The following is a 21,048-nucleotide window of genomic DNA, read 5'->3' as shown; positions in this document are numbered from 1 at the left end:
CACTTTAATGCACTACATTTAAATAACTGTACATCAACCAAAACCAAAACCATCAAACGGGCAGCCTCCATATTGGTCTTTCTATGCATTGTTGTCAACACTTTGCAAGGTCAAATAGGGCGTATTGATAGTCTTCAAGAACGCTACCAAACCGTAACTTCTGACTCATTGCGAATCCGTATCCTAAAGGATATTGCTTGGGAATATTTGAATAATCGTAGCAATCACGAACTGGCCAAAAAGCATATTGATAGTTTTCTTGTCATAAGCAAAAAGAAGAATATTCCATGGGGATTTTCCATGGCGGACTACCAATACGCAGTGCTTGAACGACAAAAAGGGAACTATGGTGAGGCCTTGACCTATATTGATGCGTACCTCAACTTTGATCAAACCAAAAAAGAGCCCTTCGCCCTGGCCAATGGACTATATCAAAAGGCCATCATTTTGGATAATCTGGGGAATTACGATGAGAGCTTGGAAATCTACTACGACATCTTAAAAATCTATGAAGACCATAATGATCCTTTCAGCATTGCCACTACATTAAATGCCCTGGGTGAGATCTTAAAAAAGACGGGGAAGATGGACCAAGCCATGGAGCGTTACCAAAGAGCATTGGAAATCTTTCAGGACTTGGGTGATAAAACTGAAATCGCCAATTGTTTGTTCAATATCGGTGATGCGCACATGTTACAAAATGATAATGAACTTGCTCTCCAATATTTCAACGATGCGCTGGCTCTAGATCAAGAAACCAATAGTGACTGGGGCATTGCTTTTGATTATGAAGCTTTGGGAAAGGTCTATGGAAAGCTAAAGCAATATCCACAGGCTTTGGAGTATCACAAAAAAGCGTTGGCGCTTCGGGAAAAATTGGGGCAACGGCTGGAACTTTCAATGAGCTATACCCAAATAGGGGCCATATACCTTGAAATGGGAAATTATGGCCAAGCGGAGGAAAATATCAACTCTGCCATTGCCATAGCCAAGGATATTGGGGCACGGGCAGAACTGCAGGAAGATTACCACATCCTTTCCTCTATTTATGAAAGAAAAGGCGATTTTGAAAAAGCACTTACCTTCAAGAACCAATTTATCACCATAAAGGACAGTCTTTTCAATGTAGAAAAGTCCAAACAGATTGAGGAACTCCAAGTCCGCTTCGATACCGAGAAGAAGCAAGATGCCATTGCATCACTCCAAAAAGATGCCGAAATCAACACCCTAAAACTGAATCAGCAAAAGACGCTTCGAAATATCATTATTGCCCTCGCTGTGGCTGCCCTAGTTTTCCTTTGGTTTGCCTTCAATCGATACAAACAGGAGCAACGCGCTAAACAAGCTGAAGAGGAAAAGAAAAGGGCTGTTTTGGAAGAACGCAAACGTACCGAGCTTGAAAAGCAGCGTGTTGCCGAGCTCGAAAAAATTGACAGACTCAAAGATGAGTTTTTGGCCAATACCTCCCATGAACTTCGAACACCACTGGTAGGCATTGTTGGGCTCACCGAATCTTTACAAGATGGTGTGGCCGGAAAACTCCCGAAAGAAGCACTCGAAAACTTAGAAATGATTGCCAACAGCGGAAAACGGCTCTCACATTTAGTGAATGATATTCTAGATTTTTCCAAGTTGAGAAATCGGGACCTTGTCCTCTCCAGTGCTCCTGTGGATGTTTTTGCGATATCCAATGTGGTATTGCGACTCTCCCAACCGTTGCTGAAAGACAAGCATCTTAAGCTCATCAATTCCATTCCCAAGAATGTGCCGTTGGTAGTTGCTGATGAGAATCGATTGCAACAGATTATGCACAATCTGGTGGGCAATGCCATTAAGTTCACGGAAAAAGGGTACATCAGCCTTTTTGCCGAGGTCAAGGAAGATATGCTCGCTATCTCAATTTCCGATACTGGCATCGGCATTCCTATGGACAAAATGGGTGACATATTCAATTCCTTTGAGCAAGGAGACGGTTCGGTACAACGGGAATATGGCGGAACAGGTCTCGGTCTTTCAGTGACTAAACAACTGGTGGAACTTCATGGCGGAACCATTTCAGTTTCATCAGAAAAAAACAAGGGCTCCATCTTCACGTTTACACTTCCACTAAGTAATAAAACCCGAAAAGAGCTTAAGATGGAAGTGCAACAACCCTTGGCTTCCGTTCAAACCATTAGTAGTGGCCCAGTTCGAGTTATCCCAAAAGAAAAACCACAACTCTCAGAAGAAGCGCCCAAAATCCTTATTGTGGATGATGAGCCGGTAAACCGAAGAGTGCTGGAAAATCACCTGAGCATGGCCGGATACCACATTGTCGAAGCCAATAATGGAAAGGAAGCCCTAAAACTCATAGGGGAAGATTCAGATTTCAGCATGATTTTGCTGGACATTATGATGCCGGGGATGTCAGGTTACGAAGTTTGCGAAAAAATCAGGGAGCAGTATTCCACAAGTGATTTGCCCATTATTCTGTTGACAGCCAAAAATACCGTGAATGATTTGGTGACCGGGTTTAACGCTGGAGCCAATGATTACCTCACCAAACCCTTCTCCAAAGGAGAACTTTTGAGCCGGATTAAAACCCATCTCAACCTGAATACCATCCACCGGGCCACTTCGCGATTCGTTCCTTCAGAATTTGTGAAATCCGTTGGAAAAGAATCCATTACCGATATCAAGCTTGGTGATTATACCGAAAAAAATGTAACAGTTCTATTTTCCGATATCCGAGATTACACCACGTTGGCGGAAGGTATGACTCCTGAGCAAAACTTTAAGTTCGTCAATGCCTACGTGGGTCGAATGGGACCCATCATCAAAGAAAATGAAGGTTTCGTGAATCAATATATGGGTGATGGCATTATGGCCCTCTTCCCAAAAACTCCAGAAAATTCACTGGATGCTGCCATTGAAATGCAACGTACCCTTACGCTCTACAACAAAAGGAGGGTTGAAGAAAAGGGATACAAACCCCTGTCTGTTGGCATTGGGTTGCATACCGGTCCATTGATCATGGGGATTATTGGGGATTCAAAAAGAAACGACCCCGCCGTGATTGCCGATACCGTTAACAGTGCTGCCCGGGTTGAAGGGATGACCAAACACTTTGGCGCCAACATCATTATTAGTGGGGCTAGTTTAGAATTGATGGAAGACGCATCAGGATTCAATTTTAGGTATTTGGGGAAAGTTCGGGTGAAGGGCAAGCAAAAAGCACTGGAAATTTACGAGTGTATTGATGGGGATAGTATTGAAAGTATTTCCTTGAAACTGGAAACCAAAACCCATTATGATCAAGGCATCGAATTGTTTTTTGATAGTCAGTTTAACGAAGCTTCTACCGCTTTCGAATGGGTTCTGTATAAAAATCCCGGCGATTCTGTCGCGCATTATTTTCATGATATGGCCCGAAAATATGCTGTCTTAGGTCCTCCGGAAGATTGGAAATCAGGAACGGTGATGCACGAAAAATAGGTGCATACTGAAACCCTTGGCGAGAGTTTTGAGGGCTCAGGGCAAACGGAAACACCCATGTGTTTGTGGTCTACCCCAAGCTTTCCACTCAATCCAAAAATTAGAGAATATGGTAGAAGACCATCCCAGCATCATCTTCTTGCCAACGACAGTCTGGATTTAATTCGTTTAAATGAAATTGATTTTATCCACTCCCTGGCTGGTTGTTCAAAATATCTAAAGGACAGCCATGCACTGATGCCATTAAGCACCAACATCAATAGCATTGATAACAGTAAAACTACGATGCCTGGATGTTGTCCTGGGTGCAGCGATACCCAATATTGCATCCCAATCCAATAAACAAACAACCAAAGGGCTTGAAACATGTAAAGTGAGAAGGAAATATCTCCACAAAAACGTGCAGCAGGATATGAGGCCAATTTATGTAGCATACCTCCATTATGAGCTAAACTCAATATAACAGCCGCAAAAAATCCGACCGTAATGATATCTTGGACCCCAAAATGCATACAGGCCACCGCCATAACAAGAAATCCGACCCCAACCACATCCTTTTTGAAGAAGTTTAGCCCAATCTCCGACCTAAACGCTTGATACACTAATATACCAATGGAGAATTCCGAGATACATCTAAAAAGACCAAATTCCCATGTAGTATTGAGGTCTCCATTTTCATGCCACCCTGGAATAAGTACCAACAGTATAATACCCACTATTGCCAGCACCGTAAGCGTAAATTTTCGCTTTCTGAATAACCACACGAAAACGGGTATCATAATCAGATACGTCCACCATTCCGCTCCTATGGACCATGCCGGCATGTTCCAACTCAATCCAGTTGGATTTCCGAAGGGTTCAGCAAAAACGAGATGCCTCCAAAATCCTTCAGATGGATAAACAAAGGCAAAGTTCGAAGCAGTTTTCGGCGCGAACGCGAGCAATGACCCAAAGAAAATGAGGTGGATAAAAAGCTGCAACAAGTGCAGCGGATATAATCTTGCAAATCGAGCCTTGATAAATGAGACTATGGTGTCAAAGCTGGATACCTTAAACTTATCGCCATACACATGGGTAATCACAAAACCGCTTAAAATAAAGAAGAAGTCGACCCAAAGATACCCTTTGCCCAGCAGCATACTGGTATCCCGCGATAGTAAATAGGGCAAGCCCGCAAATGAAGTGACCTCATCAAAATGAAAGATGACCACCCAAATGGCTGCCAGTCCCCTTAAGGGCGTCAATGTTCCGATATATGCATTTTTCATCATAAATAAATTTTAAAAGTTGATGTCTATCTTTGCTTTTAATTGGGGTTATGCCAGTACCAATTCCTCTTGATTTTTGTTTACCATGGCGTGATAACCCGCATATCTATTGTGTATCTTTTTTTGAATTTCTGCTACCCAGTCGTAATCTTGGATTTGCGCTTCTGCAAGCATTTTTTGAAACCGCCCTTCCATTTCAAAATAAGCCAATACTGGGATTTCTGGAGCTTTGGAGTCCAATTGTAAAGGCAAACGGCCTTCTTTTATCAGTTTTGGGTCGTGCCTATACAATAACCATTGCCCGGATGCCACCGCCAGTTTGTGATATTTTGAGGGAGTTTTCATAGCAATGCCATGCGCCGGACTGTGGCAATAGGCAATAATCAATGAAGGTCCATCGTGAGCCTCAGCTTCCACAAAAGCTTTTAGTGTCTGTTCTTGGTCGGCGCCAATAGCCACCGAAGCCACATACACATCCTCATAATGCATGGCCAAAGCGCCTAAATCTTTTTTCTGTTTGCGTTTTCCGGTAGCGGCAAATTTTGCAGCAGCACCATAGGGTGTAGCCTTGGATGCTTGGTTTCCTGTATTGGAATACACCTCATTGTCCAACACCAAAATATTGACGTTTTTGCCAGACGCGAGCACGTGGTCCAATCCGCCGTAGCCAATATCATAGGCCCAACCATCACCCCCTACGATCCATACGCTTTTTTTGACTAGACTGTCTGCAATTTTAGACAACTTCCGAGCCTCTGGCATTTTGACTTTCACCAATAATGCTTTTAAGGCCTCGACGCGATTTCTTTGTTGGTTGATTTCACGCTCAGTGGTTTGCTTCGCATTCAAAATATCCTGAATCAATCGGTCACCAATGAAGGCTGATATTTTTTGGAGCAATTGCTTGGCTTCAACTTCCTGTTGGTCCAAAGACAAACGAAAGCCTAATCCAAATTCGGCATTGTCCTCAAAAAGGGAGTTGGACCAAGCCGGACCTCTCCCCTCTTGATTTTGAGACCATGGCGTTGTGGGTAGCGCTCCTCCAAAAATGGAACTGGCTCCTGTGGCATTGGCTACCAGTGCTCGATCTCCGAACAATTGGGACATCAACTTTAAATAGGGAGCTTCTCCGCAGCCATCCTCACTCATCGGATATTTGAACAAGGGTTCTTGCAATTGTTGCTGACTTACCTTGGTGTTATCAATTCTATTACGGTCCACTTCTGGAATATTGGTGAAGTAGTCCCAGTTTTTACGCTCCTTTTCGATTTTGGTTTTACCCATCACCAAGGCTTTTGCCGGGCAAGCATCCACACAGGCATTGCACGAAGTGCACTGGTCTGGATTCACTTGAATGGTGTAGTTGAGTAAATCCACATCCGCCAGAATGGTATCAATTTCTATGGCCTTCCAAGTCGATGGCGCTTCCAAAAGGGTTTTGTCATCATAAACTTTCATGCGCAACGCTCCAGACGGGCAAGCCATACTACAAGCGCCACATTGTGTGCACAAATCAGGTAACCATTCCGGAGTTTCCTCAGCTAGTATTCTTTTATTGTATTGTGATGTATTCGTGGGATAGGTCCCATCTACGGGCATGGCGCTTACGGGTACTTCATTTCCTTTCCCGGCCAACAACTGACCTAAAAGTGTCATGGAGAAATCCTTGTCGGCCAACAAAACGCCTTCTTTCTGTGCTGTGGTGGTTGTGGTATCTACTTTTTGTAGCTGGTTTTCAAACGCCTCAAACATGGAATTTTCCGCTAATTCAGGGTGCAATGCCAAAAAGCAAGCATGCAATGGAGAAATAGCCGCATCAAGGAGTGGTAGTTTATGCTCGTTTACTACGTAAAGAGAAACTCCTTTTTCCTGAATCAATTTTTGGGTTTCCAAAGAAAGATTATTCCAAAATTGAGTTGGACTTTCTTCGGATAAAACCATTAGGCTCCCGCCTTGCTTAACCCGCTGCAAAACAGTGTCCTTTTCCAAAAAATCGACCTCAGTACAGCCAATAAAATCGGCATCAGAAATAACATAAGGTGCCTTAATGCTTTTATTGGCAATACGAAGGTTGGTCACACTTCGGGAATTGGACTTTTTATAGTCGCACTCTTGGTAGCCCTGCACAAAGCTATCTTCCTCCCCAATCAATTTTAATATTGTATTGAAATGCGCAGCAGTTTCGTCTCCTTTAATTTCATAAAAAAGCGCCTGGGTTCCTTTTTTTTGCAATTCCAATTGGCATTCTGGAAGGCTTAATTGAGTCACATCATCAGTAATACCAACCGTAAAATTGTGCTGAAGTTTTGATTGTTTCAAGTTGTCCAGAATGGATTTTCCCATTCCCGGGGTAAATTCTTTGGAACTCAATCCATAACGTCCTCCAACCATTTTAGGAAGCTTCGAAAATCTACCACTTTGTGCCACAGTTTGTACTACATCCAAAAACAAAGGCTCTCCTGAAGAACCGGGTTCTTTGGTGCGGTCTAAAACGGCAATGGCCTTGCAAGTTTTTGGGAGGCTATTGATAAAATGCTCCGCACTAAATGGTCGATATAATCGAACCTTTAAAAGCCCTACTTTTTTGCCTAGGGCATTCAAATGGTGAATGGTTTCTTCAATGGTCTCCGTCGCGGATGCCATGGCGATGATGACTTGCTCGACTTCGGGATGACCTACGTATTCAAAAATCTTATAGCTACGCCCAGTGAGTTTGGCAAAATCGTCCATTTTTTGTTGAACGATGTCAGGACACGCTTGATAAAAGCTGTTCACCGCTTCCCTACTTTGAAAGAAGACATCAGCGGCTTGCGAAGTTCCTCGTAGCACTGGTGCATTTGGATTTAAAGCTCTATTTCGGTGTGCTGCGACCAAATCAGCATTTAGCATGCGACTGATGGTGGCATCAGTTACATTTTCAATCTTGGACACTTCGTGCGAGGTTCTAAATCCATCGAAGAAGTGCACAAAAGGGATTCGCGATTCCAATGAAACCGCTTGGGAAATCAACGCGAAATCCATGGCCTCTTGCACCGAAGCGGAGGCCAGCATGGCATATCCTGTACTACGTACAGCCATAACATCGCTATGGTCCCCAAAAACGGAAAGGGCGTGGGTGGCTATGGAACGGGTGGCCACATGAATGACATTCGGGCTCAGTTCCGCGGCTATTTTATACATATTGGGCATCATCAGTAACAATCCCTGTGATGCTGTAAAAGTACTGGTCAATGATCCGGTCTGAAGGGCTCCATGCATGGCACCGGCCACTCCTGCCTCACTCTGCATTTCAAATGCAGAAGGAACATTGCCAAAAATATTTTTTTGATTATGGGCACTCCACTCCTCTACCAATTCGGACATTTCCGAAGAGGGTGTAATGGGATAGATAGGAAACACATCATTGATGCGATACGCAATGTGCGCAACGGCCTGATTTGCATTGGTAATGATATGTTGTTGAGTTTTCATGGGTGGAAGTGTGTAATAATTGGTTGTGGTTGAAAAGGAATAAGCCGCCCCAATTTTTGGAGCGGCTTATTTCAGGTTTCTTACTTTTCGAACTCGATGGTAACAGGAGTTGGATTGGTAATAATGTCGAAGACAGGAGAGAATTGTGACAAAGCTCTCAACTGCTCTTCAGAAGCATCGGACTTCACTTTGAATTTTACAGTGATGCCATTGAAACCTTTGCGAACTTCTGGGTCAAGACCCAAGAATCCGTGAAGGTCAACATCACCATTCAATCTGGATTCCATTCCTTCAATTTCGATACCATTTGCAGCAGCATGGTACGCCATAGCTCCAGTCAAACAAGAACCAAGGGCATGCAAAACAATCTCTGCAGGGTTTGGTGCTTGGTCTTGGCCCAAAAGAACCTCAACGTGGTCAGCTTCCATAGTAAAGTTGTCTTTTCTAACTGGGTGCTCTTGACCTACACCGTAGAAATCTTGGATGCTTGTGACACAGTGACCCCCGTCAATCCAGTTGTTTTTTGCCCTGAACTCGAACTTTGCCAAAGAAGGGTCTTGTTGTACGTGGTTGATAGTTTCTACCAACTGATCTACGTTTACTCCGTTTTTAATGTTTGCTGTTGTAATCATTGTTTTTAGATTTTTAAAGATTAATTGATTTACATTTGCCATAGTAGATGCATTTGGCGTGCCAAAAAACATAACTATTTGTATTTCAATTATTTACAATGATTTTATGAAATGTAATTCGTGACGAAATTTCGCTTATTTACGAGATTTCGTTATAAAAATTACGATATTTCGTGAAATTACACCGGACGGACTAGTCCCAATGCCTTAATTTTAGAGGTCAATGTAGTAGGTGGCATGCCAAGAAGAGCGGCTGCGCCTTTTTCTCCTGAAATTTTCCAGCGGGTCTGCTTCAAGGCTTTTAGGATATTCTCTTTTTCCAATTGGATAATTTCTTGAGACGTTAGGATATGGTCTGGTTCAATAGCGGTTTGTCCTTGCGCTGCTCTGGAATTGGAATTTGGAATGATGAATGACCAATCTATCTCCCCATTTTGTGAAACAATGACGGCTCGCTCCACCAAATTTTGGAGTTCACGCACGTTTCCGGGCCAGGCATATTCCTGAAAAAGCTTTTTCTGATCCTGGCTCAGCTTTTTTATTTTACGATTGAGTTTGGTGGAAAAATGTTCCACCATGGCATCCGCAATCAAGGAAACATCATTGCCCCTGTCTCGAAGGGCTGGGATTTCTATCGGGAATACATTCAATCTATAATAAAGGTCTTCCCTGAATTTCCCTTCCTTGGAGAATTGCAATAAGTCTCGGTGCGAAGCCGCAATTATGCGTACATCCACCTTTTTAGTAATAGAACTTCCCACAGGGTCAAACTCTCCTTCTTGAATGACCCGCAACAATTTGGGTTGAAGATCTAAAGGCAGCTCCCCTATCTCATCCAAAAAGATGGTTCCTTTGTCAGCTAATAAAAATCGACCTTTTCTACTCTCAGTGGCTCCCGTAAAGGCTCCTTTTTCGTGCCCGAAGAGTTCACTCTCGATTAAATTGGCTGGAATGGCCCCGCAGTTAATACGAATCAAAGGACCTTCACTACGATTGCTGGCGGTATGGATGGCTCGTGCTACCAATTCCTTACCGGTACCCGTTTCTCCGTGTATTAAAACAGTAGCTTCGGTCTGGGCGACTTGTGCAATTAGGTCCAACACCTTTTTCATGGATTTGTGTTGGGCAATGATGCCATGGTCATTGGTCAATTCCTTGATTTCTTCTTGGAGATATTCCGTTTGGGTTTCCAACGAACTAATTTTATGTTCAGCAGTCAACCGGTCATCAATGTTTCTGAGGATAAGGGTATAAAAGACTTCTGTTTCATCCCCATAACAACTGAGGGTACCTTCGTGCAGCGTTTCCTTTCCATCGGAACCAAAGACTTTTACAATTTTGGGCAAGTAGGTATTCTTGTTTTGTTTTCGACTGGATTGCTTGGATTTTACCAAATCCTCCAGCATATCGGCTCCCTCATCATCCAAAAAGAAGAGGATGTTTCGTTGTAGTACCTCATCGTTTTCCATAATGGATTTTGCCGAATCGTTGGCCAAAAGGATTCTGAAATTCCCATCGAACATAACAATGGCGTCCATAGCCCCATCAATAAGTCCTGTCATTTTAGAGTTGGCCATCTCCACTTCCTTTTTTGAGGAGGCCAATTGCTCTTGAATGATATCAAGTTCCCGATGTCTTTTGATCAATACCGACATCACTCCTTTTACAAAGCCTTTGTCGGAATCCATTAACTGGGAAAAATGGGCGGTGGTAATCTTCAGTACATTGGTATCTTCCAAAGCGGTCACGGAGACCGACCTTGGTTCCGCATCAATAAGCGCATATTCTCCAAAGCAATCTCCTTTGGACAAAATACCGTAGGAATGGTCTTTATCATGCACTTTTACCTGTCCCTCTACAATAACATACATTGCATCGCCGATGTCACCCTTTTCGATAATGCGGTTGTTCTTGATGAATTGTTCCAGTTCGGCGTTTTCATACAACTCCGACAGTGAGGCTCTTTCTACTTCGGAAAAAAAAGGAACTTCCGCTAGAAAATCCAACAATGCATTACGTTCGGTTGAGGTCATTGCTTGTGCTCAAGGGTTCTGAATCAAATAAATATAAAGATAAATGGAATAGTCAGTGCATCTAGGTTGTTTTTCTATAAGAAAAACTGATAGGTTTTTATACTTTTATGGTTCAAATTTATAGTGCATGACCATTACCCAACTACAGTATGTTCTGGCTGTTGCGGAATATAAGAACTTTACGCTGGCCGCCGAAAAGAGCTATGTGACCCAGCCAACCTTGAGTATGCAGGTGCAGAAATTGGAGGATGAGCTTGGTGTTTTAATATTTGATCGCGGCAAAAAGCCCATCACCATCACCGAAGTGGGCAAAAAGATAGTAGACCAGGCCAAAAATATTGTGGCTGAGGCGGAACGTATCAAGGATATCGTTGATCAAGACAAAGGATTTATCGGCGGGGACTATACCTTGGGCATCATTCCAACGGTAATGCCCACGTTGTTGCCTATGTTCTTGAACACTTTCATTAAAAAATACCCCAAAGTGAATCTGATCATTAAGGAACAACCTACGGATGCCTTGATTCGGAATCTTTTGGATGGTCATTTGGATGCAGCCATTGCTGCAACACCATTGGAGATTGAGTTTATAAAGGAACGTCCTTTATATTATGAACCTTTTGTGGGGTATGTGCCCCAAAATCATAGATTGTCCAAAGAGGAATTATTAACCACTGAGCATTTGGATGTCAACGACATTTTGCTTTTACAGGATGGACATTGCTTTAGGGATGGTGTTATCAACCTTTGCAAATCCAGCAAGAACATTCAGGGGGAACAGTTTAAAATCGAGAGCGGTAGTTTTGAGACCTTGGTGAGTTTGGCAGATGAAGGAATGGGTATGACGTTACTCCCCTATTTGAATACGTTGCAACTTGATTCCAATAAAAAGCACAACTTAAAACCTTTCAAAAGCCCCTCCCCTGCTCGGGAAATAAGCTTGATTTATCACAAGAGTGAACTGAAAATACAAATCACAGATGCATTACGGGAAGTAATTTCCAGCATTGTTCGCGGAGCCATAGCCTTTCAAGATGTGAAGATTATTAGCCCGTTGTCCAAAAATTAAGAGAGCCGCTTTCGCGGCTCTATATTTTGGTTAAACTTTCAATAATACTAATGTAGGTTGTAACTCTGGCTTATCTACAATATAAAATTGTAACCAGATTTTTAGTTCTTCAATTTCACTGGGTAATAACAGGGAAATAGCTTTTTTCAATTCTCTAGAGAAGAGTCTAGCATCAAAACTTACCTTTTGTAGGATGGTCTTGGTGTAATCTAACATTGCTCTGGGCATAGAAATTTGATTAAATTGGATAACTGGTTGTCCTCTAAATTAGCAAAAAACCTATTTGGTTGAACCGTGGCTCAGTTAAAAATTGGATAATTTCGTGTTAAATTCGATGAACCACCCTATGCACCCCTATTATTCTCAAAAATTTAACTCCCTGACAATCATATTCATAATAGGCCTTTTCTTTTTTTCCGGATGTTCTTCGGTACAAAAGGCTTTAAAGAACCAACTTGAAGACAGTTCTTTGGAAAATTCGTTTCATGGATTGGTTGTTGTCGATGCAAAAACACAAAAAATTGTGGTTGATTATAATGGTAATCGATATTTCACCCCAGCAAGCAATACCAAAATTGCCACATTTTATTCGGGCACAAAGCTACTTCCCCATACCATTCCAACATTGAAATATGCTTCCCAAAATGAGACCTTATTTATAGAAGGAACAGGGGACCCTTCTTGGCTTCATCCAAGATTGGCCGACAGTACCGCCATTCAATGGCTAAAAGAACAGGGAACCATCGCACTTTACACTGAAAACTCCGAAGAATCCCGTTTTGGACCAGGTTGGGCTTGGGAAGATTACGACAGCTACTTCTCTCCGGAAAAAAGTACAATTCCGCTATACGGCAATGTCGTGACCATTAACCAAGGTGAGGAGCTTAGCGTGATACCCAATTATTTTGCCGCCGTAGTTGAAGTGAAGGACACCACCCTCAAAAGAGACGAATTGGTAAATCAATTTTACAGCTCCCCCGAAAAGATAGATACTTTGGAGGTTCCCTATATCACAAGTGACGCGCTAACACAAAAACTTTTGGAAAACATTCTTGGAACATCCGTGGAACTAGCGGAGCATTTCCCTTCCGTTGAAAAGAAGACACTTTATGGCATGGAAACGGATTCCATCTTTAAGGACATGCTTTTTGAAAGCGACAATTTTTTGGCAGAGCAGCTATTGATGGTCGCTTCCTCCACCCTGTCAGACACCTTAAGCACCCAAAAAACGATAGCGTACATGCTGGAAAACCATTTAAGCGATTTGGAACAACCTCCTCGCTGGGTTGATGGTTCTGGTTTATCCCGCTACAACCTGTTCACCCCAAAATCCTTTGTGCAAATCCTTCAAAAAATCTATGATGAGATTCCAGAGGAACGTTTGTTTGCCCTTATGCCCATGTGGGATGCATCTGGTACGGTAAAAAAATGGAAGGACCCATCGATTGAGCCCTTCATTTTTGCAAAGTCCGGTTCTTTGGGAAATAACTACAATCTGTGCGGTTATCTCAAGACCAAATCAGGAAAATGGCTCATTTTTAGCTTTATGAACAACCATTTTAAAGTGCCCACCGCTGAGATTAGAAATACTATTTATACAACGCTGAAAGCGCTACACGATCGTTATTGACCCAGTAATTTATTGATTTGGGCATATTGTAGCAACATTATGGTTTTTGCATCCCGAATTTCTCCAGTTTGCATCATTTTTAAGGCTTCTTGAAACTTCAACTCCAATACTTCAATATTTTCAGTTTCATCCTCAGCACCGCCACCTTCACCTACTTTCATGTTGTCTTCATACTTGCCGATAAAAAAGTAAAGGATTTCGGTTACAGAACCAGGTGACATATAGGATTCAAATACCTTTTTAACCTCATCAATTTGATAGCCGGTCTCTTCCTCCACCTCCATTTTAATCGTCTGCTCGGCATTGCCCTTCTCCAAAATTCCAGCACAGACCTCCACCATCATACCATCTTCGTTCCCATTGACATAGGTGGGCATTCGAAATTGACGAGTTAATATTACCGTCCCTTTTTCTTCATTGTAGAGTAGAATAGCGGCTCCGTTTCCGCGATCATACGCCTCCCGATGCTGGGTTTCCCAAGTGCCATCAGGACGCAAATACTCAAATGAAAACTTGTTGAGGGTGTACCAGTTGTCGGAAAGCAATTCCTTTTTAATGTTTTTGATATGATGATTTTCCACTAGTGTATTTTTTAATCAAAAAAACCATGCTCCTTTATTCTGCAATAGAAACATGGTCTAATTTTTTAGCCCAATTTGATTAATGAAACCTAAAGACTCCACTTATTTCCAACTTCCGAAACGGGTTTGCAGGGCTCATAACTGCCTGGTATGGGGTCATAGCTCAGTACATTTTTTCCCATTTCCTCTGAAGTGAAATAAGCCCAAATGGCCATGGATTTCAATCCTCTGTAAAATCCAATGGGCTCTGATTCCCCCACTGCGGTTCCCCAAACTCCGGGGTTAAATTTGCCTGAATTTGCTTCCGCTTCCTTCAGAACAGCAATTCTATCCGATTCTTTCAAGTCGATAAAAGCTGCGCCGTACTTTTCCTTGCAATTGGCATTGAATGCCGTAATTTCGGAACGCATGTTTTCCTGACCTTCGGCATCGTACGTCTGGGCAATGACCTTGTCCATAAAAATGTCCGACTTCACATCAAGTCCTCCGGGCGTATCGGTACGTGGCAGAATCATATCAACCAATAGTGAAACTGTTTTTGCTTCATCCTCTGTGAAAAATTCAGGTTGCCAATCCAACCGCTTCTCCTCTTTGCAGGATTGCAAAATGGATAACATCGTCGGCATCATTAGGGTTGCTCCAGCAAATAGTCCTGTTTTTTGTAACGCTTTTCTCCTATCCATTTCCTAAAGGTTTAATTTTTTGAGTTCAGAAACTGCATGATTGGCCGCTCTGGCGGTGAGTGCCATATACGTCAAAGACGGGTTTACACAGGATGATGATGTCATGCAGGCTCCATCGGTTACAAACACATTCTTGGCAGCGTGAACTTGGTTGAATTCGTTTAAAACGGATGTTTTTGGGTCCCTTCCCATACGAGCGGTCCCCATTTCATGCACTCCATAGCCCGGTGGATGCTCATTATCAAAACCTAAAACATCTTTGACGCCAGCGGCTTCGAGCATTTCCACGGCATCCTCCTGAATCTGTTTGTTCAACGCTTTTTCATTCTCCTTAAATTCCGCATCGATGGACAAGGTAGGTTGTCCCCATTTGTCCAAAACGTCGGTGTTCAACGTGATTTTATTTTCGTGGTATGGCAAGCATTCCGCAAAGCCCGTGATGAAAAATTCCCATGGGCCCGGTTTTAAAATACTGTCCTTGTATTCAGCCCCGAATGCTTCAATATTCGCAGGATTACCACCGCGATGTGCCCCACCTTGGTAGCCAAATCCACGTACAAACTTATCCGATTTGGAGGCTTCATCAATGTTGACATATCTGGGAATGTAAATTCCGTTGGGTCGTCGGCCTTTGTAATATTTATCGTCAAAGCCTTCAACCCTACCAAGGGCACCAACCCTGTAGGTGTGGTCCATAAGATTGTGACCCAACTCTCCACTATCGTTCCCCAAACCGTTTTCAAATCGATTGGATTTGGAGTTCATCAAAATTTGGGTCGTGCTCAATGCCGATGCATTTACAAAAATGATTTTGGCGGAATATTCAATATCCTCATTGGTTTCCGCATCGATAATACGAACTCCGGTGGCTTTGCCTTTTTGGTCATCATAGATTACCGATTGCACAATGGAATAGGGCCTGATGGTTAAATTTCCAGTAGCATTTGCTGCTGGCAAGGTAGTGGCATTACTACTGAAATATGCCCCGTAGGGGCAGCCCCTGCTGCATCGATTCCTATATTGACATTGACCTCTACCATTATGAGGCTGTGTAAGGTGTGCAACACGACCAATGGTCATGTTCCGCCCCTTAAATTGTTCTTCTATTCTGGATTTTATATGCTTTTCAACACAGTTGAGTTCCATTGGGGGAAGAAAATGGCTGTCGGGTAACTGTGGAAGTCCCAAAGCCTCCCCACTTATGCCCGCAAACTTTTCCACATAGGTATACCAAGGCTCAATATCCTTATAGCGAATAGGCCAGTCCACTCCATGACCATCTTTGGCGTTAGCTTCAAAATCCAAGTCACTCCACCGATAGGTCTGTTTTCCCCATAAAAGGGATTTTCCGCCCATTTGATGGCCGCGTAGCCACAAAAAAGGTTTCTCCTCTGTATAAGGGTTCGACTCATCATCGGCCCAAAAGTGCTCGGTGTCTGTTCCAATCCATCCAGAACGGATGGCTTTGTAGTGTTTCTTTTTTTGTTCCGGGGTGAGTCCACCACGGAGTTCCATATCCCACGGGTCTAGGTTCATGGTGGGATAATCCACAACATGCTCCACAATCTTTCCGCGTTCAAGGACAAGGGTCTTCAAGCCTTTTTCACACAATTCTTTCGCTGCCCATCCGCCACTGATGCCTGAGCCAATGACTATGGCATCATAGGTTACGTCTTTCTTGGCGTCGATGTTAAAGTTTGCCATTAATCTATTTGATGAAAGTTAATTTTCAATCAATATAGCTATTAATAATTGTCAGGACAAATGAATTGTGTGTTGTACACATTTTTAACTAGATCTTACAAAAAAGTGATTTTGTGGGTTGCGAATTAAAATCTATTATCACCGTCCAATAAATCGCCCAAACCACCTAAAATACTGCCTTCACCCTTATCTTTTCCACCTCCCTTAGGAGCAGCGGCCCATACCCTGCTGGCCAATCTGCTAAAGGGCAACGATTGAATATAAACGGTTCCTGGACCTCGCAAAGTTGCAAAGAACAAACCTTCACCACCAAAAACGGTATTTCGAATTCCGCCTACAAATTCAATATTGTAATCCACGGTTTGTGAAAATCCAATGATACATCCGGTATCCACTTTCAACGTCTCCCCGGCAGCCAATGTTTTTTTTGCCATGGTTCCACCCGCATGCACAAAGGCCATGCCGTCCCCTTCCAGTTTTTGCATGATGAAACCTTCACCACCAAAAAATCCGCGACCCAAACGTTTGGAAAATTCAATCCCCACGGAAACGCCTTTGGCGGCACAGAGAAATGCATCTTTTTGGCAGATGAACTTCCCACCTTTTTCTGAAAGGTCAATGGGAATAATTTTACCAGGATAGGGCGAAGCAAAGCTTACTTGCTTTTTACCTTGGCCAATATTCAAGAAAGCGGTCATAAAAAGGCTCTCTCCTGTAAGCAAGCGCTTCCCTGCAGAGAAGAGTTTGCCCAAAACCCCGGAATCTTGATTGGAGCCATCACCAAAGATGGTGTCCATTTTTATATCGGAATCCATCATCATAAAACTGCCGGCCTCGGCCACAACAGCTTCTTGCGGGTCCAGTTCAATCTCCACATATTGCATTTCCTCGCCGTAAATGTGGTAGTCTATTTCGTGTGCGTTCATGTTGTTCGTTTTTTTGTTGAAGTGTTTATATGTTGATGTGTTTGGGGTTTTGTTACAGAAATATGAGAAAAGAGAGTTCTAATTTTTACTTTTTATAATCTTAGCCCTTCACCTTCACCGTCCGTTCAACCCTTCGACTGCGCTCAGGGTGACAATGACAGATATTATCCATTACTTTTTTAATAGAATTGTCCATTCGAAATGAAAGGTGGAAACCTCTAACCCGTCTTCATTGATACCTACGGATTTCATCCAAAGGGTCTGCCCCTCCCCTGTGGCAATAGTTTTTTGAATGGCTTGGGCGATAAGATGCCCATCCTCACATGTAAATACAATACGGCCAGTGGCCTTTTTAGTGAATGTGGCTTTGTTGTTGGCCACCAACATGGAGATTTTCTTGCCACTTTTCTGGATTTCGTTCATCACCATAGCTCCCGTACTTAGCTCGGCCGCCATGCCCTGAACAGCCCAAAACATGGATTTAAATGGATTTTGATTCACCCATTTATGCTTCACGGTGGTCACTGCTCTGTTGTCATCAATTGACTTGAGGCGAACGCCGCACCACCAAGCGGATGGCAGCTTTAAAAAGGTAAATGTGTTGATTTTACTAGGTGTAAGAGCCATATCATAAGTTTAAGAACCCTAAAAATAGGCAAAATAGCGACGACTTCAATATGTTAAAAATATGTTAATATATGGTACTTTGTTTTGCATAGTACCATCTTTTGGATATATATTTGCATCGTAAGCTAATAGGTAAACTAATTTTATTTGTAATTCATCAATCAAAAAAATGGCTACAACATTAACCAAACACGAACGAAATTTATCCGCACTGATCCATGCGTCCACCTTTTCCAGGTGGTTCATCCCCTTTGGGAATTTTATACTCCCCTTGATTCTGTGGACGGCCAATAAGAAGGATCATGCCTTTGTTGACCACAACGGTAAGCAGGCTTTGAACTTTCAAATAAGTATGCTCCTCTACTCTATCGTAGCGGGGTTGATCAGTATCCCTTTCTTTATCGGCTTTTGGCCTGATGCATTTGACTGGGATTTTTTTGGAATTCACCGGTTGAGTGATTTGAACAATATAAACATCAGCATTAGCAGCGATGACTTTAAGTTCGGTCGCTTTTTCTGGCCGGTGGGTATCAGCGGGGTCATTCAAGTTGGATTGGCCATTGTAAACATTGTGTATACCATTTTGGCCACGATTCGTACCAATGAGGGACAGACTTTTAAATATCCATTGACCATAAAATTCATCAAATAAGCATATAGGAGTTTAATCACATGCCCTGAGCGAAGTCGAAGGGACAATCAAAAAACGAAAATTCATCAATCAATCAATCAATCATCAATCAAAAAACGTTTCCATTCCCCCTGCTCATCACAGGGGACTGGAGTGGAAACAAAAAACGGACAGTTAAACAGATACCGAACCAAGTTCGGCAAAATTAGAACCATGAAGTTATGAACATAGAAAACACAAAAGCACAGATGCGCAAAGGGGTTCTGGAGTACTGCATCTTGTCCATCCTTAAGGATGATGACAAGTATGCCTCCGAGATTCTGGAGGCCCTGAAAGACGCCAAGATGTTAGTAGTGGAAGGTACCATATACCCTTTATTGACGAGGTTGAAAAACGCAGGTTTGCTCAACTATCGTTGGGAAGAATCCACTTCGGGACCTCCTCGAAAATACTACGCCCTTACCGAAACCGGTAAATTGTTCCTGAATGAACTCAACGGAACCTGGGATGAACTAAGAAACGCAGTCAATCTGGTAACCAACACAAAATAAAATCAAAAAATGAACAAGACAGTAAATATAAATTTAGCCAATACGCTCTTCCACATCGATGATGATGCGTATAACAAGCTGAGACGATATTTGGAGTCCATAAAACGGTCCTTTTCCGGCACACCCGGAAGCGATGAGATCATCGCCGATATCGAGGCTCGAATAGCCGAACTCTTTTTGGAGAAAATGGAAAACGAACGACAGGTCATCACCCAAAAACAGGTAGATGAAGTCATCAACGTTATGGGGCAACCCGAGGACTATATGGTGGATGAGGACATCTTTGAGGATGAGCCCAAAAAGACCTATACTCCTCCTACCGCCAAAGCCAAAAAGCTGTACCGCGACATTGACCAAAAATACATTGGTGGTGTCTGCGCCGGTTTGGAACACTATTTAGGTTTTGACGCCCTTTGGATTCGGTTGATTTTTATCCTACTCGCCGTTTTCACCGGATTTGGTCTGGTTGCCTACATTCTACTTTGGATTTTGGTACCAGAAGCTGCTACTACCTCGCAAAAATTGGATATGCGGGGAGAGCCTATCAACATCAGCAATATAGAACGCAAAGTAAAAGAGGGGTTTGATGATGTTGCCGACAAAGTAAAAAACGTTGACTACGAAAAAGTGGGCAACAAGGTCAAAAGCAGCTCCAAGACCTTTTTTGATGCCATAGGTGACATTATCATGTTCCTTTTCAAAGTATTTGGAAAGTTCATTGGCATTTTATTGATCATTATTGGTGCAGCAAGCCTTATTGCATTGTTCATCGCGTTGTTTTCCGTAGGACTGCTGAATTCCGTGCATTTTCCCGGAGTGGATTTTTATGAAATCGTGAATACCACAGGCGCGCCGGTTTGGGTAGTTTCTTTGTTGATCTTCTTTGCCTTTGCAATCCCATTTTTCTTTGTACTGTATTTGGGCTTGAAGATTTTGGTGAACAACCTAAAATCCATCGGAAACATTGCCAAGTTCTCACTATTGGGCCTTTGGATGATATCGATTGGGGTACTTTTTGCCCTTGGCGTACGTCAAGCGGCTGAATTTGCCAACGTGGGAAGTATTCACGAAAAGGATGAGATGCTTATGGAGAATCCTTCCGACACCCTTGTGATAAAAATGAGGCCTACAGGCTTTGAGCACAACAGGGAAGATGTTCACTTTGGGCGCATGACCTTCGGTTATGACGAAAATGATAATAGGGTTTTGATTTCTGACGATATCCACATCATCACTAAAAAGTCAGACGATGATTATGTGCGCATCAATGTGCGGAAAGATTCCCACGGAAGCACTTCTGTGGTAGCCAGAGAACGAGCCAAAGAAATCAACTATGGATATGCATTGGAAGGGAATACCATAGCTTTGGATAAACACCTTAACACTGCAATTTCAAACAAGGCCCGAGATCAAGAAGTGACCATTACACTCTATATCCCAGAGGGAAAGATGGTGAAATTTGAAGAATCCACCAGAGGACACATTGGAAGCGGAATTGACAACGATAAGGATTACTACCGAAGCGGCCTTGTAAGTTACATTTGGCTCATGGGTGAGGATGGCGAGTTAAAATGCCAAAATTGTCCAGAAGAGCCCGAAGAAACCGAAGAGGAAGAAGAAGGTGGAAAGATCATCATCAATGAAGATGGGGTGGACATCAACCTTAAAGATAACCAAGATTCTTTTGAGATGAAGATCAATGAGGACGGTATCAAAGTAAAGGCAAGTGACAAAAACAACAATTGAGCGCCCATATTCAACAATTGGG

Annotated in this window: 15 protein-coding genes; 6 read left to right on the top strand and 9 right to left on the bottom strand. The window is 42.8% G+C overall.

Annotation, left to right across the window (positions count from 1 at the left end; all coding sequences use genetic code 11):
* Nucleotides 1–72 precede the first annotated feature (72 nt).
* Nucleotides 73–3,474 carry a tetratricopeptide repeat protein gene (locus tag ACFSJE_RS00310; protein ID WP_379828933.1) on the top strand — a complete coding sequence of 1,134 codons (3,402 nt, stop codon included), beginning with the start codon at nt 73–75 and terminating at the stop codon, nt 3,472–3,474.
* A gap of 131 nt (nt 3,475–3,605) precedes the next feature.
* Here the strand turns inward: ACFSJE_RS00310 and ACFSJE_RS00305 are convergent, their stop codons facing one another.
* The 4 genes from ACFSJE_RS00305 to ACFSJE_RS00290 all read right to left on the bottom strand — a co-directional run bounded on the left by ACFSJE_RS00305 (nt 3,606) and on the right by ACFSJE_RS00290 (nt 10,878).
* Complete coding sequence (locus ACFSJE_RS00305; protein WP_379828931.1) at nt 3,606–4,745, bottom strand: acyltransferase family protein; 1,140 nt, start codon at nt 4,743–4,745, stop codon at nt 3,606–3,608.
* 45 nt (nt 4,746–4,790) lie between these two features.
* Nucleotides 4,791–8,213, bottom strand: coding sequence for a 4Fe-4S binding protein (locus tag ACFSJE_RS00300; protein ID WP_379828929.1), 3,423 nt, complete (start codon nt 8,211–8,213; stop codon nt 4,791–4,793).
* An 80-nt stretch (nt 8,214–8,293) separates the two neighbouring features.
* Nucleotides 8,294–8,845, bottom strand: coding sequence for an OsmC family protein (locus ACFSJE_RS00295; RefSeq protein ID WP_379828927.1), 552 nt, complete (start codon nt 8,843–8,845; stop codon nt 8,294–8,296).
* A gap of 179 nt (nt 8,846–9,024) precedes the next feature.
* Nucleotides 9,025–10,878 (bottom strand): sigma 54-interacting transcriptional regulator, encoded by a 1,854-nt coding sequence (locus tag ACFSJE_RS00290; protein ID WP_379828926.1) that lies wholly within the window; start codon nt 10,876–10,878, stop codon nt 9,025–9,027.
* Nucleotides 10,879–11,005: 127 nt separating this feature from the next.
* On the opposite strand from ACFSJE_RS00290, the gene ACFSJE_RS00285 reads away from it, so the two are divergent.
* Together ACFSJE_RS00285 and ACFSJE_RS00280 are read left to right on the top strand one after the other, a co-directional pair.
* Nucleotides 11,006–11,947 carry a LysR substrate-binding domain-containing protein gene (locus ACFSJE_RS00285; RefSeq protein WP_379828924.1) on the top strand — a complete coding sequence of 314 codons (942 nt, stop codon included), beginning with the start codon at nt 11,006–11,008 and terminating at the stop codon, nt 11,945–11,947.
* A gap of 334 nt (nt 11,948–12,281) precedes the next feature.
* Nucleotides 12,282–13,577: a D-alanyl-D-alanine carboxypeptidase gene (locus ACFSJE_RS00280; protein WP_379828922.1), complete on the top strand. Its 1,296-nt coding sequence runs from the start codon at nt 12,282–12,284 to the stop codon at nt 13,575–13,577.
* On the opposite strand, the gene nudK is transcribed toward ACFSJE_RS00280, so the two are convergent.
* From nudK to ACFSJE_RS00255, 5 genes are all read right to left on the bottom strand, one after another.
* Nucleotides 13,571–14,158 carry a GDP-mannose pyrophosphatase NudK gene (gene nudK, locus ACFSJE_RS00275; RefSeq protein ID WP_379828920.1) on the bottom strand — a complete coding sequence of 196 codons (588 nt, stop codon included), beginning with the start codon at nt 14,156–14,158 and terminating at the stop codon, nt 13,571–13,573. The two genes, ACFSJE_RS00280 and nudK, sit on opposite strands and share 7 nt — an antisense overlap.
* 89 nt (nt 14,159–14,247) lie before the next feature.
* The gene (locus ACFSJE_RS00270; RefSeq protein ID WP_379828919.1) at nt 14,248–14,841 is read right to left on the bottom strand and encodes a gluconate 2-dehydrogenase subunit 3 family protein; all 594 of its coding nucleotides are present in this window, start codon (nt 14,839–14,841) and stop codon (nt 14,248–14,250) included.
* Nucleotides 14,842–14,844: 3 nt separating this feature from the next.
* On the bottom strand, nt 14,845–16,545 hold the full coding sequence (locus tag ACFSJE_RS00265; RefSeq protein WP_379828918.1) for a GMC oxidoreductase: 1,701 nt from the start codon (nt 16,543–16,545) through the stop codon (nt 14,845–14,847).
* Nucleotides 16,546–16,670: 125 nt separating this feature from the next.
* Nucleotides 16,671–17,471 carry a TIGR00266 family protein gene (locus ACFSJE_RS00260; protein ID WP_379828916.1) on the bottom strand — a complete coding sequence of 267 codons (801 nt, stop codon included), beginning with the start codon at nt 17,469–17,471 and terminating at the stop codon, nt 16,671–16,673.
* 171 nt (nt 17,472–17,642) lie between these two features.
* Nucleotides 17,643–18,098, bottom strand: a complete 456-nt coding sequence (locus ACFSJE_RS00255; RefSeq protein WP_379828914.1) for a DUF4442 domain-containing protein — start codon at nt 18,096–18,098, stop codon at nt 17,643–17,645.
* 169 nt (nt 18,099–18,267) lie between these two features.
* Between ACFSJE_RS00255 and ACFSJE_RS00250 the strand changes: the two genes are divergently transcribed.
* The 3 genes from ACFSJE_RS00250 to ACFSJE_RS00240 all read left to right on the top strand — a co-directional run bounded on the left by ACFSJE_RS00250 (nt 18,268) and on the right by ACFSJE_RS00240 (nt 21,026).
* Nucleotides 18,268–18,750 (top strand): DUF4870 domain-containing protein, encoded by a 483-nt coding sequence (locus ACFSJE_RS00250; protein WP_379828912.1) that lies wholly within the window; start codon nt 18,268–18,270, stop codon nt 18,748–18,750.
* 200 nt (nt 18,751–18,950) lie between these two features.
* Nucleotides 18,951–19,280, top strand: a complete 330-nt coding sequence (locus tag ACFSJE_RS00245; RefSeq protein ID WP_207097318.1) for a PadR family transcriptional regulator — start codon at nt 18,951–18,953, stop codon at nt 19,278–19,280.
* 9 nt (nt 19,281–19,289) lie between these two features.
* Entirely contained in the window at nt 19,290–21,026 is a 1,737-nt protein-coding gene (locus ACFSJE_RS00240; RefSeq protein WP_379828911.1) for a PspC domain-containing protein, read from the top strand.
* The last annotated feature ends 22 nt before the right edge of the window (nt 21,027–21,048 follow it).

This window comes from Flagellimonas iocasae, from assembly GCF_042682725.1.
Classification (GTDB): Bacteria; Bacteroidota; Bacteroidia; order Flavobacteriales; family Flavobacteriaceae; genus Flagellimonas; species Flagellimonas iocasae.
This window is presented reverse-complemented; position numbering and strand designations above follow the sequence as displayed.

Excerpts from the sequence above, each read along its gene's own strand:
- ACFSJE_RS00305 (WP_379828931.1), bottom strand. The coding sequence starts at position 4,745 with ATGATGAAAAATGCATATATCGGAACATTGACGCCCTTAAGGGGACTG.
- ACFSJE_RS00300 (WP_379828929.1), bottom strand. The coding sequence starts at position 8,213 with ATGAAAACTCAACAACATATCATTACCAATGCAAATCAGGCCGTTGCG.
- ACFSJE_RS00295 (WP_379828927.1), bottom strand. The coding sequence starts at position 8,845 with ATGATTACAACAGCAAACATTAAAAACGGAGTAAACGTAGATCAGTTG.
- ACFSJE_RS00290 (WP_379828926.1), bottom strand. The coding sequence starts at position 10,878 with ATGACCTCAACCGAACGTAATGCATTGTTGGATTTTCTAGCGGAAGTT.
- ACFSJE_RS00285 (WP_379828924.1), top strand. The coding sequence starts at position 11,006 with ATGACCATTACCCAACTACAGTATGTTCTGGCTGTTGCGGAATATAAG.
- ACFSJE_RS00280 (WP_379828922.1), top strand. The coding sequence starts at position 12,282 with ATGAACCACCCTATGCACCCCTATTATTCTCAAAAATTTAACTCCCTG.
- ACFSJE_RS00270 (WP_379828919.1), bottom strand. The coding sequence starts at position 14,841 with ATGGATAGGAGAAAAGCGTTACAAAAAACAGGACTATTTGCTGGAGCA.
- ACFSJE_RS00265 (WP_379828918.1), bottom strand. The coding sequence starts at position 16,545 with ATGGCAAACTTTAACATCGACGCCAAGAAAGACGTAACCTATGATGCC.
- ACFSJE_RS00260 (WP_379828916.1), bottom strand. The coding sequence starts at position 17,471 with ATGAACGCACACGAAATAGACTACCACATTTACGGCGAGGAAATGCAA.
- ACFSJE_RS00255 (WP_379828914.1), bottom strand. The coding sequence starts at position 18,098 with ATGGCTCTTACACCTAGTAAAATCAACACATTTACCTTTTTAAAGCTG.
- ACFSJE_RS00250 (WP_379828912.1), top strand. The coding sequence starts at position 18,268 with ATGGCTACAACATTAACCAAACACGAACGAAATTTATCCGCACTGATC.
- ACFSJE_RS00245 (WP_207097318.1), top strand. The coding sequence starts at position 18,951 with ATGAACATAGAAAACACAAAAGCACAGATGCGCAAAGGGGTTCTGGAG.
- ACFSJE_RS00240 (WP_379828911.1), top strand. The coding sequence starts at position 19,290 with ATGAACAAGACAGTAAATATAAATTTAGCCAATACGCTCTTCCACATC.